General features: G+C 48.9%; 15 protein-coding genes. All 15 read left to right on the plus strand.

Annotated features, from left to right (window positions below; all coding sequences use genetic code 11):
- The first annotated feature begins 88 nt into the window (after positions 1–88).
- The 15 genes from atpD (at position 89) to csaB (ending at position 17001) form a co-directional block, all read left to right on the plus strand.
- Positions 89–1489, plus strand: a complete 1401-nt coding sequence (atpD, locus tag ABH897_RS09285; protein ID WP_014278469.1) for a F0F1 ATP synthase subunit beta — start codon at positions 89–91, stop codon at positions 1487–1489.
- 69 nt (positions 1490–1558) lie between these two features.
- Positions 1559–1972 carry a F0F1 ATP synthase subunit epsilon gene (locus ABH897_RS09290; RefSeq protein ID WP_283653577.1) on the plus strand — a complete coding sequence of 138 codons (414 nt, stop codon included), beginning with the start codon at positions 1559–1561 and terminating at the stop codon, positions 1970–1972.
- Between the two features lie 350 nt (positions 1973–2322).
- Positions 2323–2574, plus strand: a complete 252-nt coding sequence (locus tag ABH897_RS09295; RefSeq protein ID WP_044646227.1) for a DUF1146 family protein — start codon at positions 2323–2325, stop codon at positions 2572–2574.
- A 324-nt stretch (positions 2575–2898) separates the two neighbouring features.
- Positions 2899–4248: a UDP-N-acetylglucosamine 1-carboxyvinyltransferase gene (gene murA / locus ABH897_RS09300; protein WP_283653576.1), complete on the plus strand. Its 1350-nt coding sequence runs from the start codon at positions 2899–2901 to the stop codon at positions 4246–4248.
- 232 nt (positions 4249–4480) lie between these two features.
- On the plus strand, positions 4481–5905 hold the full coding sequence (gene spoIID, locus ABH897_RS09305) for a stage II sporulation protein D (RefSeq protein ID WP_404591671.1): 1425 nt from the start codon (positions 4481–4483) through the stop codon (positions 5903–5905).
- 70 nt (positions 5906–5975) lie between these two features.
- The gene (spoIIQ, locus tag ABH897_RS09310) at positions 5976–6716 is read left to right on the plus strand and encodes a stage II sporulation protein SpoIIQ (RefSeq protein WP_283653574.1); all 741 of its coding nucleotides are present in this window, start codon (positions 5976–5978) and stop codon (positions 6714–6716) included.
- Between the two features lie 199 nt (positions 6717–6915).
- Complete coding sequence (gene spoIIID / locus ABH897_RS09315) at positions 6916–7203, plus strand: sporulation transcriptional regulator SpoIIID (RefSeq protein WP_007432737.1); 288 nt, start codon at positions 6916–6918, stop codon at positions 7201–7203.
- Positions 7204–7375: 172 nt separating this feature from the next.
- Positions 7376–8374 carry a rod shape-determining protein gene (gene mreB, locus ABH897_RS09320; RefSeq protein ID WP_044646231.1) on the plus strand — a complete coding sequence of 333 codons (999 nt, stop codon included), beginning with the start codon at positions 7376–7378 and terminating at the stop codon, positions 8372–8374.
- Between the two features lie 122 nt (positions 8375–8496).
- Positions 8497–9381, plus strand: a complete 885-nt coding sequence (locus ABH897_RS09325) for a flagellar hook-basal body protein (protein ID WP_283653573.1) — start codon at positions 8497–8499, stop codon at positions 9379–9381.
- Positions 9382–9394: 13 nt separating this feature from the next.
- Positions 9395–10222 carry a flagellar hook-basal body protein gene (locus ABH897_RS09330; RefSeq protein ID WP_283653572.1) on the plus strand — a complete coding sequence of 276 codons (828 nt, stop codon included), beginning with the start codon at positions 9395–9397 and terminating at the stop codon, positions 10220–10222.
- Positions 10223–10232: 10 nt separating this feature from the next.
- Positions 10233–10445 (plus strand): DNA-directed RNA polymerase subunit beta, encoded by a 213-nt coding sequence (locus ABH897_RS09335; protein ID WP_283653571.1) that lies wholly within the window; start codon positions 10233–10235, stop codon positions 10443–10445.
- Between the two features lie 906 nt (positions 10446–11351).
- Entirely contained in the window at positions 11352–11798 is a 447-nt protein-coding gene (fabZ, locus tag ABH897_RS09340; protein ID WP_283653570.1) for a 3-hydroxyacyl-ACP dehydratase FabZ, read from the plus strand.
- Between the two features lie 96 nt (positions 11799–11894).
- A complete protein-coding gene (locus tag ABH897_RS09345) occupies positions 11895–13613 on the plus strand; it encodes a phospho-sugar mutase (protein WP_283653569.1) in 1719 nt (572 codons plus the stop codon).
- Positions 13614–13873: 260 nt separating this feature from the next.
- Positions 13874–15889: a DUF5693 family protein gene (locus ABH897_RS09350; protein WP_404591673.1), complete on the plus strand. Its 2016-nt coding sequence runs from the start codon at positions 13874–13876 to the stop codon at positions 15887–15889.
- Positions 15865–17001, plus strand: coding sequence for a polysaccharide pyruvyl transferase CsaB (csaB, locus tag ABH897_RS09355; protein WP_283653568.1), 1137 nt, complete (start codon positions 15865–15867; stop codon positions 16999–17001). Before ABH897_RS09350 ends, csaB begins: the two co-directional genes overlap by 25 nt.
- Positions 17002–17003: the final 2 nt, after the last annotated feature.

Consider the following 17003-nt stretch of genomic DNA (forward strand, 5'->3'; position numbering starts at 1 on the left):
CTATACTAATATGATAATTTGCGGGCGCAAAACAAATCGTGTAGTTCGGATTTGCGGCTGTGCAAGCTTGTAGGAGGGAAACCAAAAGATGAACAAAGGACGCGTAGTGAGCATCATGGGTCCGGTTGTCGACGTTGAGTTTGAACGCGGACAGCTTCCGGAAATCCTGAATGCCATTCATATTGGGACTGTGCTGGAGAACGGAGTCAAAGTTGACCTGACGCTCGAAGCATCGAAACACCTTGGTGACAACCGTGTGCGTTGTATTGCCATGTCTTCCACAGATGGTCTGGTTCGTGGAGTTGAAGCAATCGATCAGGGAGCACCTATTTCGGTACCTGTCGGTGAAGCAACTCTGGGACGCGTATTTAACGTACTTGGAACGCCAATTGATAATGGTACTGATTTGAGTGAAGCAGCTAGAAATCCGATTCACCGTCAGGCTCCTGCCTTCGATGAATTGACAACTCAAGCAGAAATGCTCGAAACCGGCATTAAAGTTATCGACCTGCTGGCTCCGTACGCCAAAGGCGGTAAAGTCGGATTGTTTGGTGGTGCCGGTGTAGGTAAGACCGTAACCATCCAGGAATTGATTAACAATATCGCTCAGGAACATGGTGGTATTTCCGTATTCGCAGGCGTTGGTGAACGTACGCGTGAGGGAAATGACTTGTACCATGAAATGAGAGATTCCGGCGTTATCAATAAAACAGCGATGGTGTTCGGACAAATGAACGAGCCTCCAGGCGCACGTTTGCGTGTTGCCCTTACCGGTCTGACGATGGCGGAGTATTTCCGTGATCAAGAAGGCCGTGACGTGTTGCTCTTTATTGATAACATCTTCCGCTTTACCCAAGCGGGTTCTGAGGTTTCCGCCCTGTTGGGACGTATGCCTTCGGCAGTAGGTTACCAGCCTACACTGGCAACTGAGATGGGTCAATTGCAAGAACGGATCACTTCTACTAAAAAGGGTTCTGTTACTTCCATTCAGGCCATCTATGTGCCTGCGGATGACTACACTGACCCGGCTCCTGCTACAACGTTTGCCCACTTGGATGCAACGACAAACCTGGAGCGCAAAATTTCCGAAATGGGTATTTACCCGGCGGTTGATCCACTAGCATCAAGCTCCCGGATTTTGGCTCCAGAAGTTGTAGGTGAAGAGCACTACAATGTAGCACAAGGCGTAAAACAAATTTTGGCCCGCTATAACGAGCTTCAGGATATCATTGCCATCCTGGGTATGGACGAGCTGAGTGAAGAAGACAAAATGCTGGTAGCCCGTGCGCGCAAAATCCAGCGTTTCCTGTCCCAACCTTTCCACGTTGCCGAAACGTTCAACGGCTTCCCGGGTAAATATGTACCGGTTAAAGAAACTGTACGAAGCTTCAAAGAAATTCTGGAAGGCAAGTATGATCATCTTCCAGAAGCGGCCTTCCTTTTTGTAGGGGCCATCGAGGAAGCGGTAGAAAAAGCCAAAACGCTGTAGCATACAGGCGAAGAATAGCCGAGCCTTACGAAGTGAGCTGTCTGCGGGCAGCTTTCAGGAGGGATTCAAGTGAGCACATATTTGTTGGAGATTGTGACGCCGGAGCGCCTGGTCTTTGCAGAACAGGTAAACAGCATCAGTGTTCGCGGCTCGGAAGGCGATCTCGGGATTTTACCCGGACACCTTCCCTTGGTCACTCCCTTGAAGATTGCGCCGGTACGTATTAAAACTGGCGGTCAGACAGAAGTGATTGCGGTCAATGGGGGCTTTGTCGAAGTCCGCAAGGATAAAGTGGTCATTTTGGCTGAAAGTGCGGAGCGTTCCGAGAATATTGATGTGGAGCGTGCCCGTGCGGCAAGGGAGCGGGCAGAGCTGCGGCTCCAGAGCAAACAGGAGAAAGTAGACCATCATCGGGCGGAGGTAGCCCTGCAACGGGCACTTAATCGTCTGAATGCAACGAGCATCAGAACCAATAAGAATTAACATTGGGTTTTTAACTGGATTGTAAAAGGGTTCGGCATGGTATACGGATGGGATGACAAGGAGACCGCTTCATAGTTTCTGCCAAATGATGTTCCGGCAGAAGAAGATGAGGTAGACTTTTCCTTCCTTCGATCACTGTGATCGAGCCCTTTTTTTGATATGATTTCCAAAAATACTGTCCCATTTCTTGCTTAATAGCTAGGTACATAGTACCTTTTAAATTCACGAAACAGAAGGAAATGTTCGTATTTTGTCGAAATAATTGTCCTGAAAGTAGAAATAGCACTGGCATATTAGGCGTTCGCCGAGTATTATAAAGAAGTCTGTGACGCAGATGGGAGGGATTACGGATGAACGGGAAGCAGCAATTGGCTGAACAGTTAAGTCAATCGGCGAGTATGACCGCGCTGGTCTCCATGATCGTGTCGCTCATTTGTATAGCGCTAGCTTGGTGGGCTTTACAGAGCTTAAAGCTGGATTTATTCATCAGGCATCCTAAGGGGCCACAGGGCAGATTGCTGCACTTGTTTCTTGCCATTATGTTGGGACAGCTGGTGTCCGGCTTTCTTTTAAGCTATATCTCATGGAGCCAGATGCTTTAGAATGTGTTTTAATATGAAGTGGGCGGGTTATATGACTTTATGGCCCTGTATCTGCGGGAATTGTCGAATAACATCGCGCCATATTGTTAACAATGGTAAACAAAAGAACTATACGTGTATAGCTGGCCCGACAGGCTGGAAACACAATAGTCGTCATGTTTAAAAAACGCTTGTATACTTGATTTAATCAGTGTTATGATGGCAGTTAGTGTATTAGTAAAATCTTGTTTTTTTATGTAATGAAAAAGCAAGGCATGAAAATAGCGGAATATGTTCTTTTTTTCCATGATGGAAAAGGGAAATGACGCGCGGAGGGAACCATAGATGAGCAAATTTATCGTCCGCGGTGGCAACAGATTGACCGGGAGTGTCAAAGTCAGCGGAGCCAAAAACTCAGTTCTGCCGATCATCGCCGCATCTCTTTTAGGAGAAGAAGGAGAAAGTGTTATCATTGATGCACCTCCTCTAGACGATGTGATGACCATTAGCAAAGTGCTGGAGTCCTTAGGAGCAGGCGTTACATACCAAGACGAGGTCATTCGTGTTGACGCACGGAAGATAATTTCCTGTGAAGCCCCTTACGAGTGGGTTAGGAAAATGCGCGCATCGTTTTTGGTTATGGGGCCGTTGCTTACACGTTTGGGACACACAAGAATTTCGCTTCCAGGCGGATGTGCAATTGGTACGCGACCGATTGATCAGCATTTGAAGGGTTTTGAAGCATTGGGTGCCGAGATTAGTCTGGGCCAAGGGTTTATTGAAGCTAAAATTAACGGGCGTCTGCGTGGAGCCAAAGTTTATTTGGATGTAGCCAGCGTAGGTGCGACCGAAAATATTATGATGGCCGCTACTCTTGCGGAGGGCATTACCACCATTGAAAATGCTGCGAAGGAACCTGAGATCGTCGATCTTGCGAATTTCCTGAACGGTATGGGTGCCAAGGTGCGCGGTGCAGGTACAGGCGTTATTCGCATTGAAGGCGTTGAAAAGCTGCACGGTGTGAAGCATACGGTCATTCCCGACCGGGTAGAAGCAGGTACTTACATGGTTGCTGCTGCGATCACAGGCGGGAACGTATATGTAGAAGGCGCGATATCGGACCATTTGGGACCGGTTATCTCTAAGATGGAAGAAATGGGTGTAATCATTCAACCGGATGAAAATGGAATTCGCGTGATTTCGGATAAACCGTTAAAGGCCGTTGATGTTAAAACGTTGCCTTATCCTGGTTTCCCTACGGATATGCAGTCCCAGATGATGGCACTTCAACTTGCCGCTGAAGGCACCAGCATTATCACGGAAACCGTGTTTGAAAATCGTTTTATGCATGTGGATGAATTTCATCTGATGAATGCGGAGATTAAAGTTGAAGGCCGTTCCGCAATTGTAACCGGCAATGCTAAATTGACAGGTGCAAAAGTGACCTCGACAGATCTGCGTGCAGGTGCTGCTTTGATTCTGACTGGACTGATTGCGGAAGGTACAACGGAGGTATCCGGCGTACATCACATCGACCGTGGTTATGTTCATCTGGCCGAGAAGCTGACCGGGTTAGGCGCGGACATTTACAGAGTAACGGTAGAAGAGCCCAAGCTGGATGTCTCCAGTGCTGAGCGCGTCATACCAGAACCGGCATCAGGGAATCTGTTTAAGATCCAGCCTTCCCTGGCCTAAGCTTTAGCGTATATAGCCTCATGCGGCTACATGCTGTAACATTTACGAACAAGTGAGAAACCAAGTCCATAAAGGGCTTGGTTTTTTTATGTTTTCAGCCTGTCTTTTTCATTCTTTCAGTTCTCTTAAAAGGGTTCTATCAAAGTGGACGACCTCATATGATTGAAAGTATCTGCTGGAGCATATCACTGCTTCCAGCCGGACTCAAGCCCTTTGATGGAGGTTTCAGCTTATGAAAGATTCACAGGTTCGTATTCGTATACCGATTCATCATTCCAAGGAACATCGCCGGGCTTCACCTGAGGGAGACAGTCACGGCTCTATAGCTGTTGTACAGGCAGGGCGTCCTGTGCCACAGCAGATCGTTCCGCCGGGCGCGTCAGCTCCTGACAGAGTGACCTTCACCGCCCGGCGTACGGCGGCGGCGGTCACTCCCGCGCAGCGCCCTATCCCCGCGTCGCCGCCCGTCTCTGGGGCAGCTACGACCCGCGGCAGCCTGCCGCCCGCGCTGCTGCCGCATCTGCGGCCTTCTGCTGGGCGTGTCCCGCGCTGGGGCAGCCGCCGCCCATGGCTGCCCGCCGCGGCTATGGCGGGCCTGCTGGCGCTAGCGCTGGCCGTGCCCACACTGCTGGCATGGCCTAGCCACACGGCGCAGCCGTTGCCGCCTAGCAACCGCACGGCCACGTCTGCGGTTGCGAAGGGCGAGACGCCTGTTACACGCCTGCCGGGCGTCCCGCCCATTCCTGCGGTGCCCGCCGCGCCAGCGCGCAGTGTACCAGCGGCGGCAGAGCCGGACGTGCGCGTGTACGTCACGTCCACCGGTCGCACGGAGACGCTGCCGCTAGAGCAATACATTGTCGGCGTAGTAGCAGCCGAAATGCCGCCCAGCTTCGAGGGCGAGGCGCTGAAGGCGCAGGCTATTGCCGCGCGTACCTTCATTGCCCGGCGTTTGCTGGCTGATGACACCAGCGGCGCTCCGGCGGGGGCGGATGTGACCGATACGGTTAAGCACCAGGCCTACATTTCCAAAGCCAAACTTAATAGAGAGTGGGGGCATTCTGGCAAATCCGCAGAACTGGCCAAAATCCGGCAGGCTGTACGCGACACCAAGGATACGATCATGGTATATGAGGGTAAACCGATTACCGCTTCCTTTTTTTCTACCAGTAACGGTTATACTGAAAATTCAGAGGATGTATGGGCCAAGGCTGTGCCTTATTTACGGAGTGTGTCAAGTCCATGGGACAAGCAGCTTGCGCCCCGTTATACAGAAACCATCACGCTGAGCCGTCAGAATGTGCTTGATAGATTGGGATTGAGCCGTACAGCGATAGCCGCTTCTACTGGAGGAGGGAGTATACCGGAAATTCGGGTACTTTCCAAGACAAAGGGGCATCGGATCAAGCAGATCGAGGTAGGAGGCACTATTTTTACAGGACCGGAAATCCGAAACAAGCTGGGGCTGCGTTCTGCTGAATTTACGTGGAAGGCCGAAGGAGATCAGATCGCCATTACAACCTACGGCTACGGACATGGTGTCGGTATGAGCCAATGGGGAGCTAACGGAATGGCCAAGGAAGGACATACAGCCACTCAAATTCTCCTTCACTATTACACGGGCGTTTCCTTTGCCCAAGCCTCTCGTATTCTAAGTTAGTAAATTTTTCAAAACTTTGAAGTATAAAAGAGTTGCACCCGGTAACACTGGTTACTGAGGTGATGAGCAAATGAGTGAACAAAATAAAAACCAGAACCAAAATCATGAAGAAACACCCAAAACCTTTCAGGGTGGAAGGGCTTCACGGCCGTCTTCGTGGAAAAAGCTGTTGTCCAAAAGGTGGGCATACCCGGCAGCCTACATTGCCGCAGCAGCCATTATACTAACTTTAGTGTGGGTCTATCAGGATGCCAACCAGAAGTCTTTCAAACCTGACCCAGCTAATTCATCGGTACAGAATACATCAACGGTCAATACCGATGTCACCGGACAACAGCCTGAAAGTATGGAAGTCGTTGCCCAGTCGGAAAATCTCGCATGGCCGGTGGCGGATGCTGCCGCAGTACAGGTCGTAAAGCCATTCTTTGACGAAAACGCGACAGCTGACGAACAGGCGGCTGCGATGGTAGAGTACGATAGAACCTTTACCGCCAACACTGGCATTGATCTTTCTCGCGCCGATGATCAAACGTTCGAAGTGAGAGCCGCCCTCAGTGGTAAGGTGACCCGTGTGGAACAACACCCGCTGGCAGGCAATGTTGTGGAAATTACGCATGATAACAATCTCAGAACCGTTTACCAAAGCTTGAACGATCTGAAAGTAAAAGAAGGCGATCAAGTAAAACAGAACGATGTCATCGCTTCGGCGGGTCGTAATGAACTTGAAAAGGATTTGAAAACACATCTGCATTTTGAAGTGTATCAGGATGCCAAGCCAGTGAATCCAACCGGTCTGCTTCCTAAAAAATAAATTCGGCATAGCTTTTCATGCAAAGCGGGGGATCATCATCCCTCGCTTTTTCTTGTGCTTTTGTAGTTCATTGGGTAAACATAAGTTGCTTTTGCCAAATAAATAGGCCTTCCGAAGCATGTCTTCCCGCCATACCGCGAATATATAGGCATACTCCTCATATAATGTACCAAACTATCCACAGTGGGGAGGCGGGAGCGTGCACGATTACATCAAGGAACGGACCATCAAAATCGGTCGCTGTATCGTGGAAACAAGGAATACGGTCCGTACGATTGCCAAGGAATTTGGTGTCTCCAAGAGCACGGTGCATAAAGATCTGACCGAACGGCTGCCTGAAATCAACCCAGACCTTGCAGATCAGGTGAAGCACATTCTCGAATACCATAAATCCATTCGTCATCTGCGGGGAGGGGAAGCGACGAAAATCAAGTACAAAAAAACGAGCGGAAAAAGAAGGGAGATCCTCGTTTCAGGCAAGTCTTAAAAATATATAGTGAATTGGCTGGCAAAGCCATTGAATCAACCCCCTGAAGTATGATATGTTAAAAGATGGTACAAGATCGAAAAATGACATGTAACCGTAGGTTTATACATATATTTGCCGCTTCTTGTCGAATCTTAGCTTTTTAAAATATCACTTTGGGGGCCTTTTTAATATGTTCAGTAATGATATCGGTATCGACCTCGGTACGGCCAACGTGCTTATCCACGTCAAAGGGAAGGGGGTTGTTCTTGACGAACCTTCCGTTGTTGCAATAGAAAGCGATACAAAAAGAGTTCTGGCTGTCGGAGAGGAAGCACGCCGTATGGTTGGACGTACTCCCGGTAATATCATAGCCATCCGTCCACTGCGCGACGGTGTCATCGCCGATTTTGAAGTGACTGAAGCCATGCTAAAATATTTTATCAATCGTGTAGGGGGAAAAAGCTGGTATAGCCACCCTCGTATTCTGATCTGTGCGCCGACGAACATTACCTCAGTGGAACAAAAAGCGATTCGTGAAGCGGCGGAGCGTAGCGGGGCTAAAGAAGTATTTTTGGAGGAAGAGCCAAAAGCAGCTGCCATCGGGGCAGGAATGGATATTTTTGAGCCTAGTGGCAACATGGTTGTGGATATTGGTGGTGGAACAACAGACGTTGCGGTTCTCTCTATGGGGGATGTAGTAACGGCTTCTTCCATTAAAATGGCAGGAGACAAGTTTGATTCCGCCATCATGAAATATGTGAAAACAAAGTACAAGCTTTTGATCGGGGAACGTACGGCGGAAGATATTAAAATCGCCATCGGCACCGTGCATCCGAGCGGACGACAGGCAGAGATGGACATTCGGGGACGAGATATGGTATCCGGGTTGCCTAAAACGTTAAGTATTTCTGCGGCTGAAGTGCAGGATGCGCTCAGAGATCCTGTGTCAGCGATTGTTGCTGCGGCCAAGTTTGTATTGGAGCAGACCCCACCGGAACTGTCAGCCGACATTATTGACCGCGGTGTTATTTTGACAGGCGGCGGCGCGTTGCTGAGCGGATTGGACGAGCTGCTTGCCGAGGAACTGCGTGTTCCGGTGCTGGTTGCTGAAGATCCGATGCATTGTGTCGTTAAGGGCACAGGAATTATGCTGGATAATTTGGATCATGTCGTTAAGAAAAAGTTCTAATCTGCCGATAGTGATTATAAAAGACTCGTATACGGTCAGGCAGGCTATCTAGGTTTTGGCTTCCATGCCTCCGTACGAGCAGATGTTTGACCAGGAGAGTATAGGATTGGGGTGCACGATACATGTTGAGAGGTTTATATACTGCGGCCGCCGGAATGACAACGCAACAACGACGCCATGACACTGTGACGCAAAATATTGCCAATATGAACACAACGGGATACAAGCAGGAAAATAGTGTTCAGCGTTCTTTTCCCGAAATGCTTATTTCGATGACCGGGGGCAATCCAAATAACCCGGACCGTACGGTCGGCAAGCTCAATACTGGCGTTTTTGCTGAGGAAAGCCTCTCCCCTTACATTCAGGGGGCATTGAAGGATAGCGGACAAGCTACGGATTTCGCGATACAGTCCAATATTAACGTGAATGACCCGGCAACCGGTCGGCCAATGGCTTTTGATCGGGCGGGGAAATTCATCAATGCTAACGGTGAAGTCACCTATCGTCCGGAAGCGTTTTTTACGGTTCAAGACAGCAACGGTAATGTACGCTACACACGTGATGGGCATTTTCAGGTAAATGGAACGGGTGCGTTGCTCTCGTCGACGGGTTCAGCAGTGCTGGATACGAATGGTAAGCCGATTCAATTGACGGGGGCTGTTTCAGCGCTTAAAGTAAATGAGCGGGGCGAATTGGTGGACAAAGCCTCCAATCAGACGTTGGGAACGACGCTCGGAATCAGTGTCATTGACCGTCCATACCAGCTCGTTCGTGAAGGTAACGGGAATTTTCGTCTGAATGATACAGACGGTGCTACGGCCAGAACGATGACTGCAAATGATGTGGTATCTGTCCGTCAAGGCTATCTGGAAGTATCTAATGTGGACGCTTCGCAGTCGATGGTGGATATGATGGCTGCGTTAAGAGCGTATGAAGCGAATCAGAAGGTCATTCAATTTTATGATAAAAGCTTGGACAAGGCCGTTAATGAAGTAGGCCGTGTATAACAGGGGGTAAGTGATGAACAACTCCATGATCGGCGCAATGGTATCTATGGCCAGTGTGCAGCAACGCTTGGATTTGATTGCCGATAATATCGCCAATGTCAATACGGTTGGTTATAAGAGTAAACAGGGTTCTTTTGAAGATGTGCTGGCCAATGTGCAGCAGCAGCCTTCGACGTATCTCCAAAATGGACGGGCTATGCCGCTCGGCTATAATTTGGGCTACGGTGTGAAATTAGCTTCGGCTATGAAAAATATGGAGCAGGGACCGCTTAAAGAGACGGGGCTTCCTACCGATCTGGCGATCCAGGGCAATGCCATGTTCGAAGTTCAGGGAAATGGACAGAAGGCTTGGACGCGTGACGGCAGCTTTCATTTTGTTCCAGATCCGAATGACGGCAAAACGATGTTCCTGACAACTGCTGAAGGCTATCAAGTGCTGGATAACAATGATGTTCCTGTAACTGCTCCGTCTGGCTCCAAGGTAGCGATTAACCCGGACGGTGAATTGCTCATTCGCCCAGACGGAACGGGAAATCCAATAGTTGGTCAGCGGATCAAGCTGATGGATGTGCAACGTCCAGAAGGATTGGAACAGCGGGACGATAACCTGTTCGTGTTAGCATATGGTGTGACAGAAGCGAATGTATTTGGTGCAGCAGGTGTAGCGGGCGCTGTTCCAGCGGACGTATCTGTACGTTCCGGCTATTTGGAACAGTCTAATGTGGATTTAGCGGGTGAAATGACGGACATGATGCAAGTTCAGCGAATGTATCAATTGGCGGCACGGGCGCTGACTTCTAGCGATACAATGTTGAACCTGGCTAACAATCTGAGGGCATAGGGATTTGGTGATGAAAGAAGAACAACCCGATTCTCGTCCGGTGCCTGAAAAGGCGAAGTCTCGCTGGAGTACTGCCCGTTATTTCGTAATCCCGTTGCTGTTCCTATTCTCGCTGCTGGGTGGTTTGATTGCAGGATATGTGATCGTAGGCAAGCAAGGGCTGGCAGGCGTATTTGAATGGAAAACCTGGCAGCATGTCATTGATCTTATATTTGCGCCTTAGTTTACTTTAAAAATAGTGGGGCAGGGAGAAGGTCGCTCCGCGAATGATTTGATCTTACGATCGCTGTTGCAACCGGATTTTCTTTTTTTATAAGTTATTCAGATGTGAAAATCCCGTTGAAAAGGCGAACGCTTACGCTTCTCCAGATTCAAATCCTTCGCTCCGCTGGCTACCCGCAATCGACCCCACTCTTGTTAAGGTAAACCACTCGCAATTTGTGTTGGGTAGCATATAAAAACAACAAAACCCTGTGCCAAGCGGCGCAGGGTTTTGTTATGCCCAAACGTAACTGGCCCAACGCAGCACGTCGTTGGAGGGCCAATGAAGGCCATCGCATGGGCCTTCGGTGTTGTTCCGCCCTTCACGCCAAGCGAGTATTATTGAAGCGAGGCTTTCTTTTTTTGAGCCAAAAGTAACTTGGCGGAGAGGTTTATTTGAATCTGGAGAAGCGGCAGCGTTCGCCTTTGCCCCTGAATTTTAGCCTTATCGGGTTTTATATAATGAAAAAATTAAGGGGCAACAGCGATCGGAAGATCAAATAAATCGCGCAGCCCATCCCCCTTGACTCAAATTGAAGCTCCGCTTCACCCCATAATAGGAGCACCCAATATGGTACTTCCGCGTAATTTTCTTTTTACATCTGATAACTGTATAATGATGGGGAAGTTTAAACACTGCGGGGTAAGACCAAGCACGGGCAAAAGGGCCTCTTCGCGCCTCTGGTTGCATAACCGGCGGAAAAAGCCCCTTATCTCAACCTTCACTTCTGCAGTAGGTGAAGGATATCTAACATTGTTACCGCTTTGAACTGTTATTATGCAGCGCAGGCGGGGTAATATTATGCTTGCAGCGGCTCTATTTTGTTAAGGGCCTGAACCCTGCAAGCGGGAGGAGTTATTAAAGTAAATGGACAAATTGCAATTGGATGTTAATCAAATTCAGGAGATTATCCCGCATCGGCCGCCGTTTTTGTTGGTGGACCGCATTATTGAGCTGGAGGAAGGGAAAAGAGCAGTAGGTATTAAAAATGTAACGATGAATGAGCCTCATTTCATTGGACACTTTCCTGGTTATCCGGTTATGCCGGGTGTGCTGATTACTGAAGCCTTGGCTCAGGTAGGGGCATTCGCACTGCTGCATCTGGAAAGCAATCGCGGCAAAATTGGTTTCTTGGCAGGGCTGGATGGCTTCCGTTTTCGCGGACAGGTGGTTCCTGGGGATACGCTGACGCTTGAAGTGGAAATAACCCGTTCCAAAGGAGCATTCGGCAAAGGGAAGGCTACGGCTAAGGTAGGCGATACAGTAGTAGCTGAGGGCGAGATTATGTTTGCATTGTCCGATCCTCCCCAATAAGCAAGCTCTGCTGACATAAGCACGACGTCTGAACCGAGTGGATGTGTACATAGAAATCCTGTTTTGACCAACCAAAAACGGAGAGGGGAAATTGGCATGACGCAGTTGAGTAAAAAAGCATTGGAAAGCATTGAGAGCTGGCTGCATGACCCTTATATTGATGAAGAGACCAAACAGGAGTTGCGCGCATTGGAAGGCAACGAGCAGGAGTTGGAGGATCGCTTTTACAAAGAGCTGGAATTCGGTACAGGTGGTCTGCGCGGAGTGATCGGGGCGGGCAGCAACCGGATGAATCGTTACGTCATTGGACGTGCGACTCAGGGACTGGCTCGTTATATTTTGGAGCAGCATGCGGGGAAAGAAGGGAAGCCTTCGGTTGTAATCGCGCATGACTCGCGTCATTTCTCGCCAGAGTTTGCTTTGGATGCGGCTTTGGTGCTGGCAGGCAACGGCATCGTTGCCAAGCTATTCCCGTCCTTGCGTCCAACGCCACAGCTTTCTTTTAGCGTACGACATTTGGGAGCCAGTGGCGGGATTGTCGTAACAGCAAGCCATAACCCTCCTGAATATAATGGATACAAGGTATACAACGATGAAGGTGGTCAGCTTGTTCCCGATCAGGCCGAGCAGGTAATTGGTTATATCCATGAGGTTCCTTCTTTTGCTGATATTCACCGTCTGACACGTGAAGAAGCAGAGGCACAGGGCCTGCTGGTTTGGCTTGGAGAGCAAGAAGATGAAGCGTTTGTGGATACGGTAGCCAGTGTGAGTGTTAATCGTGAGCTGATTGCAGCTGGACCGGGCAAAAACTTCAAGGTTGTGTTTACACCTCTTCATGGCTCAGGCAACGTACCGATTCGCCATGTGTTGGAGAAAATCGGTTTCGAGCAGGTGCATATTGTGCCTGAACAAGAACAGCCAGATGCTGAATTTTCCACTGTCAAATCTCCAAACCCGGAAGAACGCGATGCCTTCAAGCTGGCGATTGCGCTGGGTGAAAAGATTGGTGCGGACTTGTTGATCGGTACAGACCCGGATGCAGATCGCATGGGAGCGGTTGTGAAAAACCGTGACGGCGAGTATGTAGTATTGTCCGGTAATCAGTCTGGCGCGATCATGGTCTACTACTTGTTGAACCAGCTAAAAGAAACGGGTAAGCTTCCAAGTAACGGAGCGGTCATTAAAACCATCGTAACGAGTGAAATGGGCGCAGTGATTGCTGAGCATTTTGGAGCAACCGTATTTAACACGCTTACGGGCTTCAAGTACATTGGTGAGAAAATGAATCAGTTTGACCAAACAGGCGATTATACCTACCTGTTTGGCTATGAGGAGAGCTACGGATATTTGGCAGGTAATTATGCCCGTGACAAGGATGCGGTCTTGGCGGCTATGCTGATCGCTGAAGCGGCTGCTTATTACAGTACCCAAGGCAAGACGCTGTATGATGTTTTAGAGGAGCTGTACGAGCAGTTTGGTTACTTTCTGGAAAAGCTGGAGTCCCGCACACTCAAGGGCAAGGATGGAGTGGCGCAGATTCAAGGCAAAATGACGGATTGGCGTACTACCCCGCCTCTGGAAATTGCAGGCGTGAAGGTGGAAAAAGTGCTGGATTACTCACAGGGGTTGGACGGACTTCCGCAAGAGAATGTGCTTAAGTTCTTACTGGAAGACGGTTCGTGGTTCTGCTTGCGTCCTTCCGGTACCGAGCCGAAGATTAAAGTATACTTTGCCGTACGAGGTTCCTCTCTGGCGGATGCTGAGCGAAGAATCAGCCGTCTGGTGGAAGCTGTTATGGCACGCGTAGACGCTTGAGCTAAATCCATTTATAATAGAATAGGGTTAAGGTAATTGGATACGAACTAAGAAATCGGTGACCTCTCACGGCAAAGGGCAGTACGCCGTGGAGGTTATTTCTGTGTTGTAGAATAAACTGGAAGAGGCTTTGGGAAAATAAGCTTGTTCCGGTAACGGAGGATTTTGCAAAATCCAATGAGTGCCTACCAACAACTGAGTAAGGACAAGGTGAGCAGCATTGGATTTTGCAAAATCCCGAATATTAAGGAGGTTCTTTAGTGTATCAGAAATGGCAGTATTGGAATACGGCTTCTCGAAAATGGTTATGGATTCTGGTTGCACTTGGTTTGCTGGCTTCAATTCCTATAATTGCCGATCGTCTGCAGACAGAATCATCAAGTAAAAAAGTAGAGATCGTATTCGACTATCGGGATTTGACGGAGGCAGCTTCGTATCAGGCTCACCCGCAGGATTACCTGAATGAGCAGCTTGACCGCTTAAAGCAGGCCGGTGTGAACAGTATGGCAATGTATGAAAGCACGCTGGATGATTTCCGCAAAGCAGGCCATGTTGTAACCTATACGACTCAGAACATTGCAGATATGGAAAAGCGGGTATCACCCGCCAACGAGAATTTTACTTACGTTGTTTTCACTAATCAGGAAAACGCTTCGGCATTGAAGCCGTTAATTGAACGTACTTTTAACAGTCTGGACATTAACGTAAAACCATGGACTTATCAGGGCCATGAAGGGCTCGTTGTAGAAACTTCTCCAGAGGATGCGTATCTCAAACCCATGCAGCCTGATCCGATTGCCGTGAAACAGCTTCGGAGTAAAGGATTTTTTATCGTTCCTCGGATGAGCGACAGTCTTCCTTACAATCAGGAATTGACGGAAGAGACGTTGGCTTCTTTTCAGGAGAATGGCGTAAAACGCATTTTGTTTGAAGGAGATTCTGTCAAAGGGTTTACAGATAATGAGAAAGAAAACAGTCTGGCGGCATTCGCTCAACTACTGAACAAATACAATATTGGCCTGGCCGCTATTGAAAACTTGAAAAAACCGCAGGCAGGCTTCAACAAGCTGGCTTACGCTATAAAATATAACGTTGTGCGCCTGTACTCACTGAGCGACAAAGATTCAACGCTTGATGTGGAGACGTTGGCTGATCGTTTTGCATTGGCGACCAAGGACCGCAACATTCGCATGCTGTATCTTAATACAGCTCCGACCCGCAGTGTGGCTGAGGCCAAAGTGAAGGATTCTGTAGATAACCTGATCCATAGTTTGGACAAACCGGGTAATGCTGTTCAACGGATGGAGAAAAAGGGATTTGAGCTTGGACAGGCTGAATCATTTCAAGTGGTTGATTCGTCGTACCAGCGTTACCTGAAATTGGTGGTTGTGCTGGGGGCACTGGCTTTCTTTTCCATTATGGTGTCGTATTTTGTTCCAGCGTTGACCTTGCTAGCATTTGGGTTGGGATTGATTGGCTCAGCAGGTCTTTACGTTCTGAACTCCAGCTTGATGGAGCAGGGCTTGGCACTACTTGCAGCGATTAGCGGACCCACAGTTGCAATGGTTATTGCTGTGCGTACGATTAGAATCAAACGTGAACAGGAGCCTGAGCTTTCAGTAGGTCGTCGTCTCGTTCAAACACTTGTATTGTACGTTCAGACAGCAGTCTTGTCGTTGGCTGCTGTACCGTTTGTTATTGCGTTGTTGAATAGTATTGCTTACAGCCTTGTGCTGAACCAATTTAGAGGCGTAAGTTTGCTTCACATTTTGCCGATTTTTTTGGCGGCAATATATATTTTCTTTTATCGGGGCGTTTCTATACGCGAAGAAATCTCAAAGCTGCTGCGCACGCCGATTACCGTACTATGGGTCATCGTACTGGCTGTTATTGGAGCTGCAGGAGTGTACTATTTGAGCCGTACAGGGAATGCGGGTACCGTGTCTAACACAGAGCTGGTTTTCCGAAATTTCCTTGAGAATGCATTTGGTGTGCGTCCGCGTAATAAGGAATTTTTGATGGCACACCCACTGTTTATTGCAGGTGCATTCCTTGCGTTGAAATATCGCAAAGCGATCTATTTGCTGATTATAGCTGTTATTGGTCAAGCCTCTATGGTCGATACCTTTGCTCACATTCATTCTCCAGCGGCACTCTCGCTTAGTCGTGGGCTGCTAGGATTGGGATTTGGTCTGATTCTGGGAATTATCGCAATTGTCGTGTGGCAAGTGCTGGAAGGATGTTGGAAGAAATGGTCACCACCGTTCAAACGATAATAATCTCGGGTTATTACGGCTTTCGCAATAGTGGAGACGAGGCAGTGCTCAAGTCGATTTTGACAGCATTAGAGGAGGAAAGCCGTCATGCGGGTATTACGGTTAAGCCTGTTGTGCTGTCTTCGGACCCCGATTGGACGCAGAAGATGTACGGAGTAGAAGCCGTACCACGTATGAGTCTGGGAGAAGTTCGGAGAGCGATTAAAAACAGTGACGGGTTAATCAGCGGCGGCGGAAGTTTGCTTCAGGACGCAACAAGTCCCAAAAGCATTCCTTATTATCTTGCGATTCTCAAGCTGGCTCAGTGGGCCGGAAAGCCGACGTTTGTGTATGCTCAAGGCATTGGTCCGGTGCAACGGAAGATATTCTACCCTATGATCCGGTCTGTGTTTCAGCGCTGCGAATATGTATCTGTAAGAGATGAACAGTCTGCGGCGCTACTGGGCACCATGAAATTAAAACGCCCTGCTGTAGAGGTTGTTCCCGATCCCGTAATGGGGCTTCCAATGCCCTCCCATTCTGAAGGTTTGCACAAAGCGGCTGTTGAAGGGGAGGATGAACTTCCGATTGTTGGTGTGTCGGTACGTTACTGGGACAAGGAGCGTCGTGAATTAATGGCGATTGCGGAAGGTTTGAAGAAATTAGTTGCTGAACGCCGTGTGCATTTGCGCTTTTTCCCTTTTCATCTGCCGGACGATGAGCAGGCTTCAAGGATGGTAATGGATTTATTAGGGGATGTTAGGGAAACGGGCAGTCGTGTCAGCATGTGTGAGCAGGTTACCGATCCTCAGCAGATGCTGCTGGAAGTCAGCCGTTGCAGTTTGATGATCGGGATGAGATTGCATAGTCTGATTTATGCAGCATCCCATCATGTGCCCCCGTTGGGGATATCCTATGATCCGAAAATTGACCATTTTCTTGATCGTGTCGGTAGCCAGCCTGTAGGTACCACAGAAGCGCTGAATGGTCAAAAGCTGGCTGCTGAGGCTGTACGACTGCTGGATCAGCGAAGTCAATGGATCGAGAGCCAGGGAGCGGCAATTGCTTTGTTAAAAAGCGAGGCTCGCTTACCGGCACAGCATATCGTTAATTACTTGTGTCGCAAAGGATGATG

Origin of the sequence: Paenibacillus sp. RC73, assembly GCF_044908085.1 — a bacterium.
GTDB classification, from domain to species: Bacteria; Bacillota; Bacilli; order Paenibacillales; family Paenibacillaceae; genus Paenibacillus; species Paenibacillus terrae_A.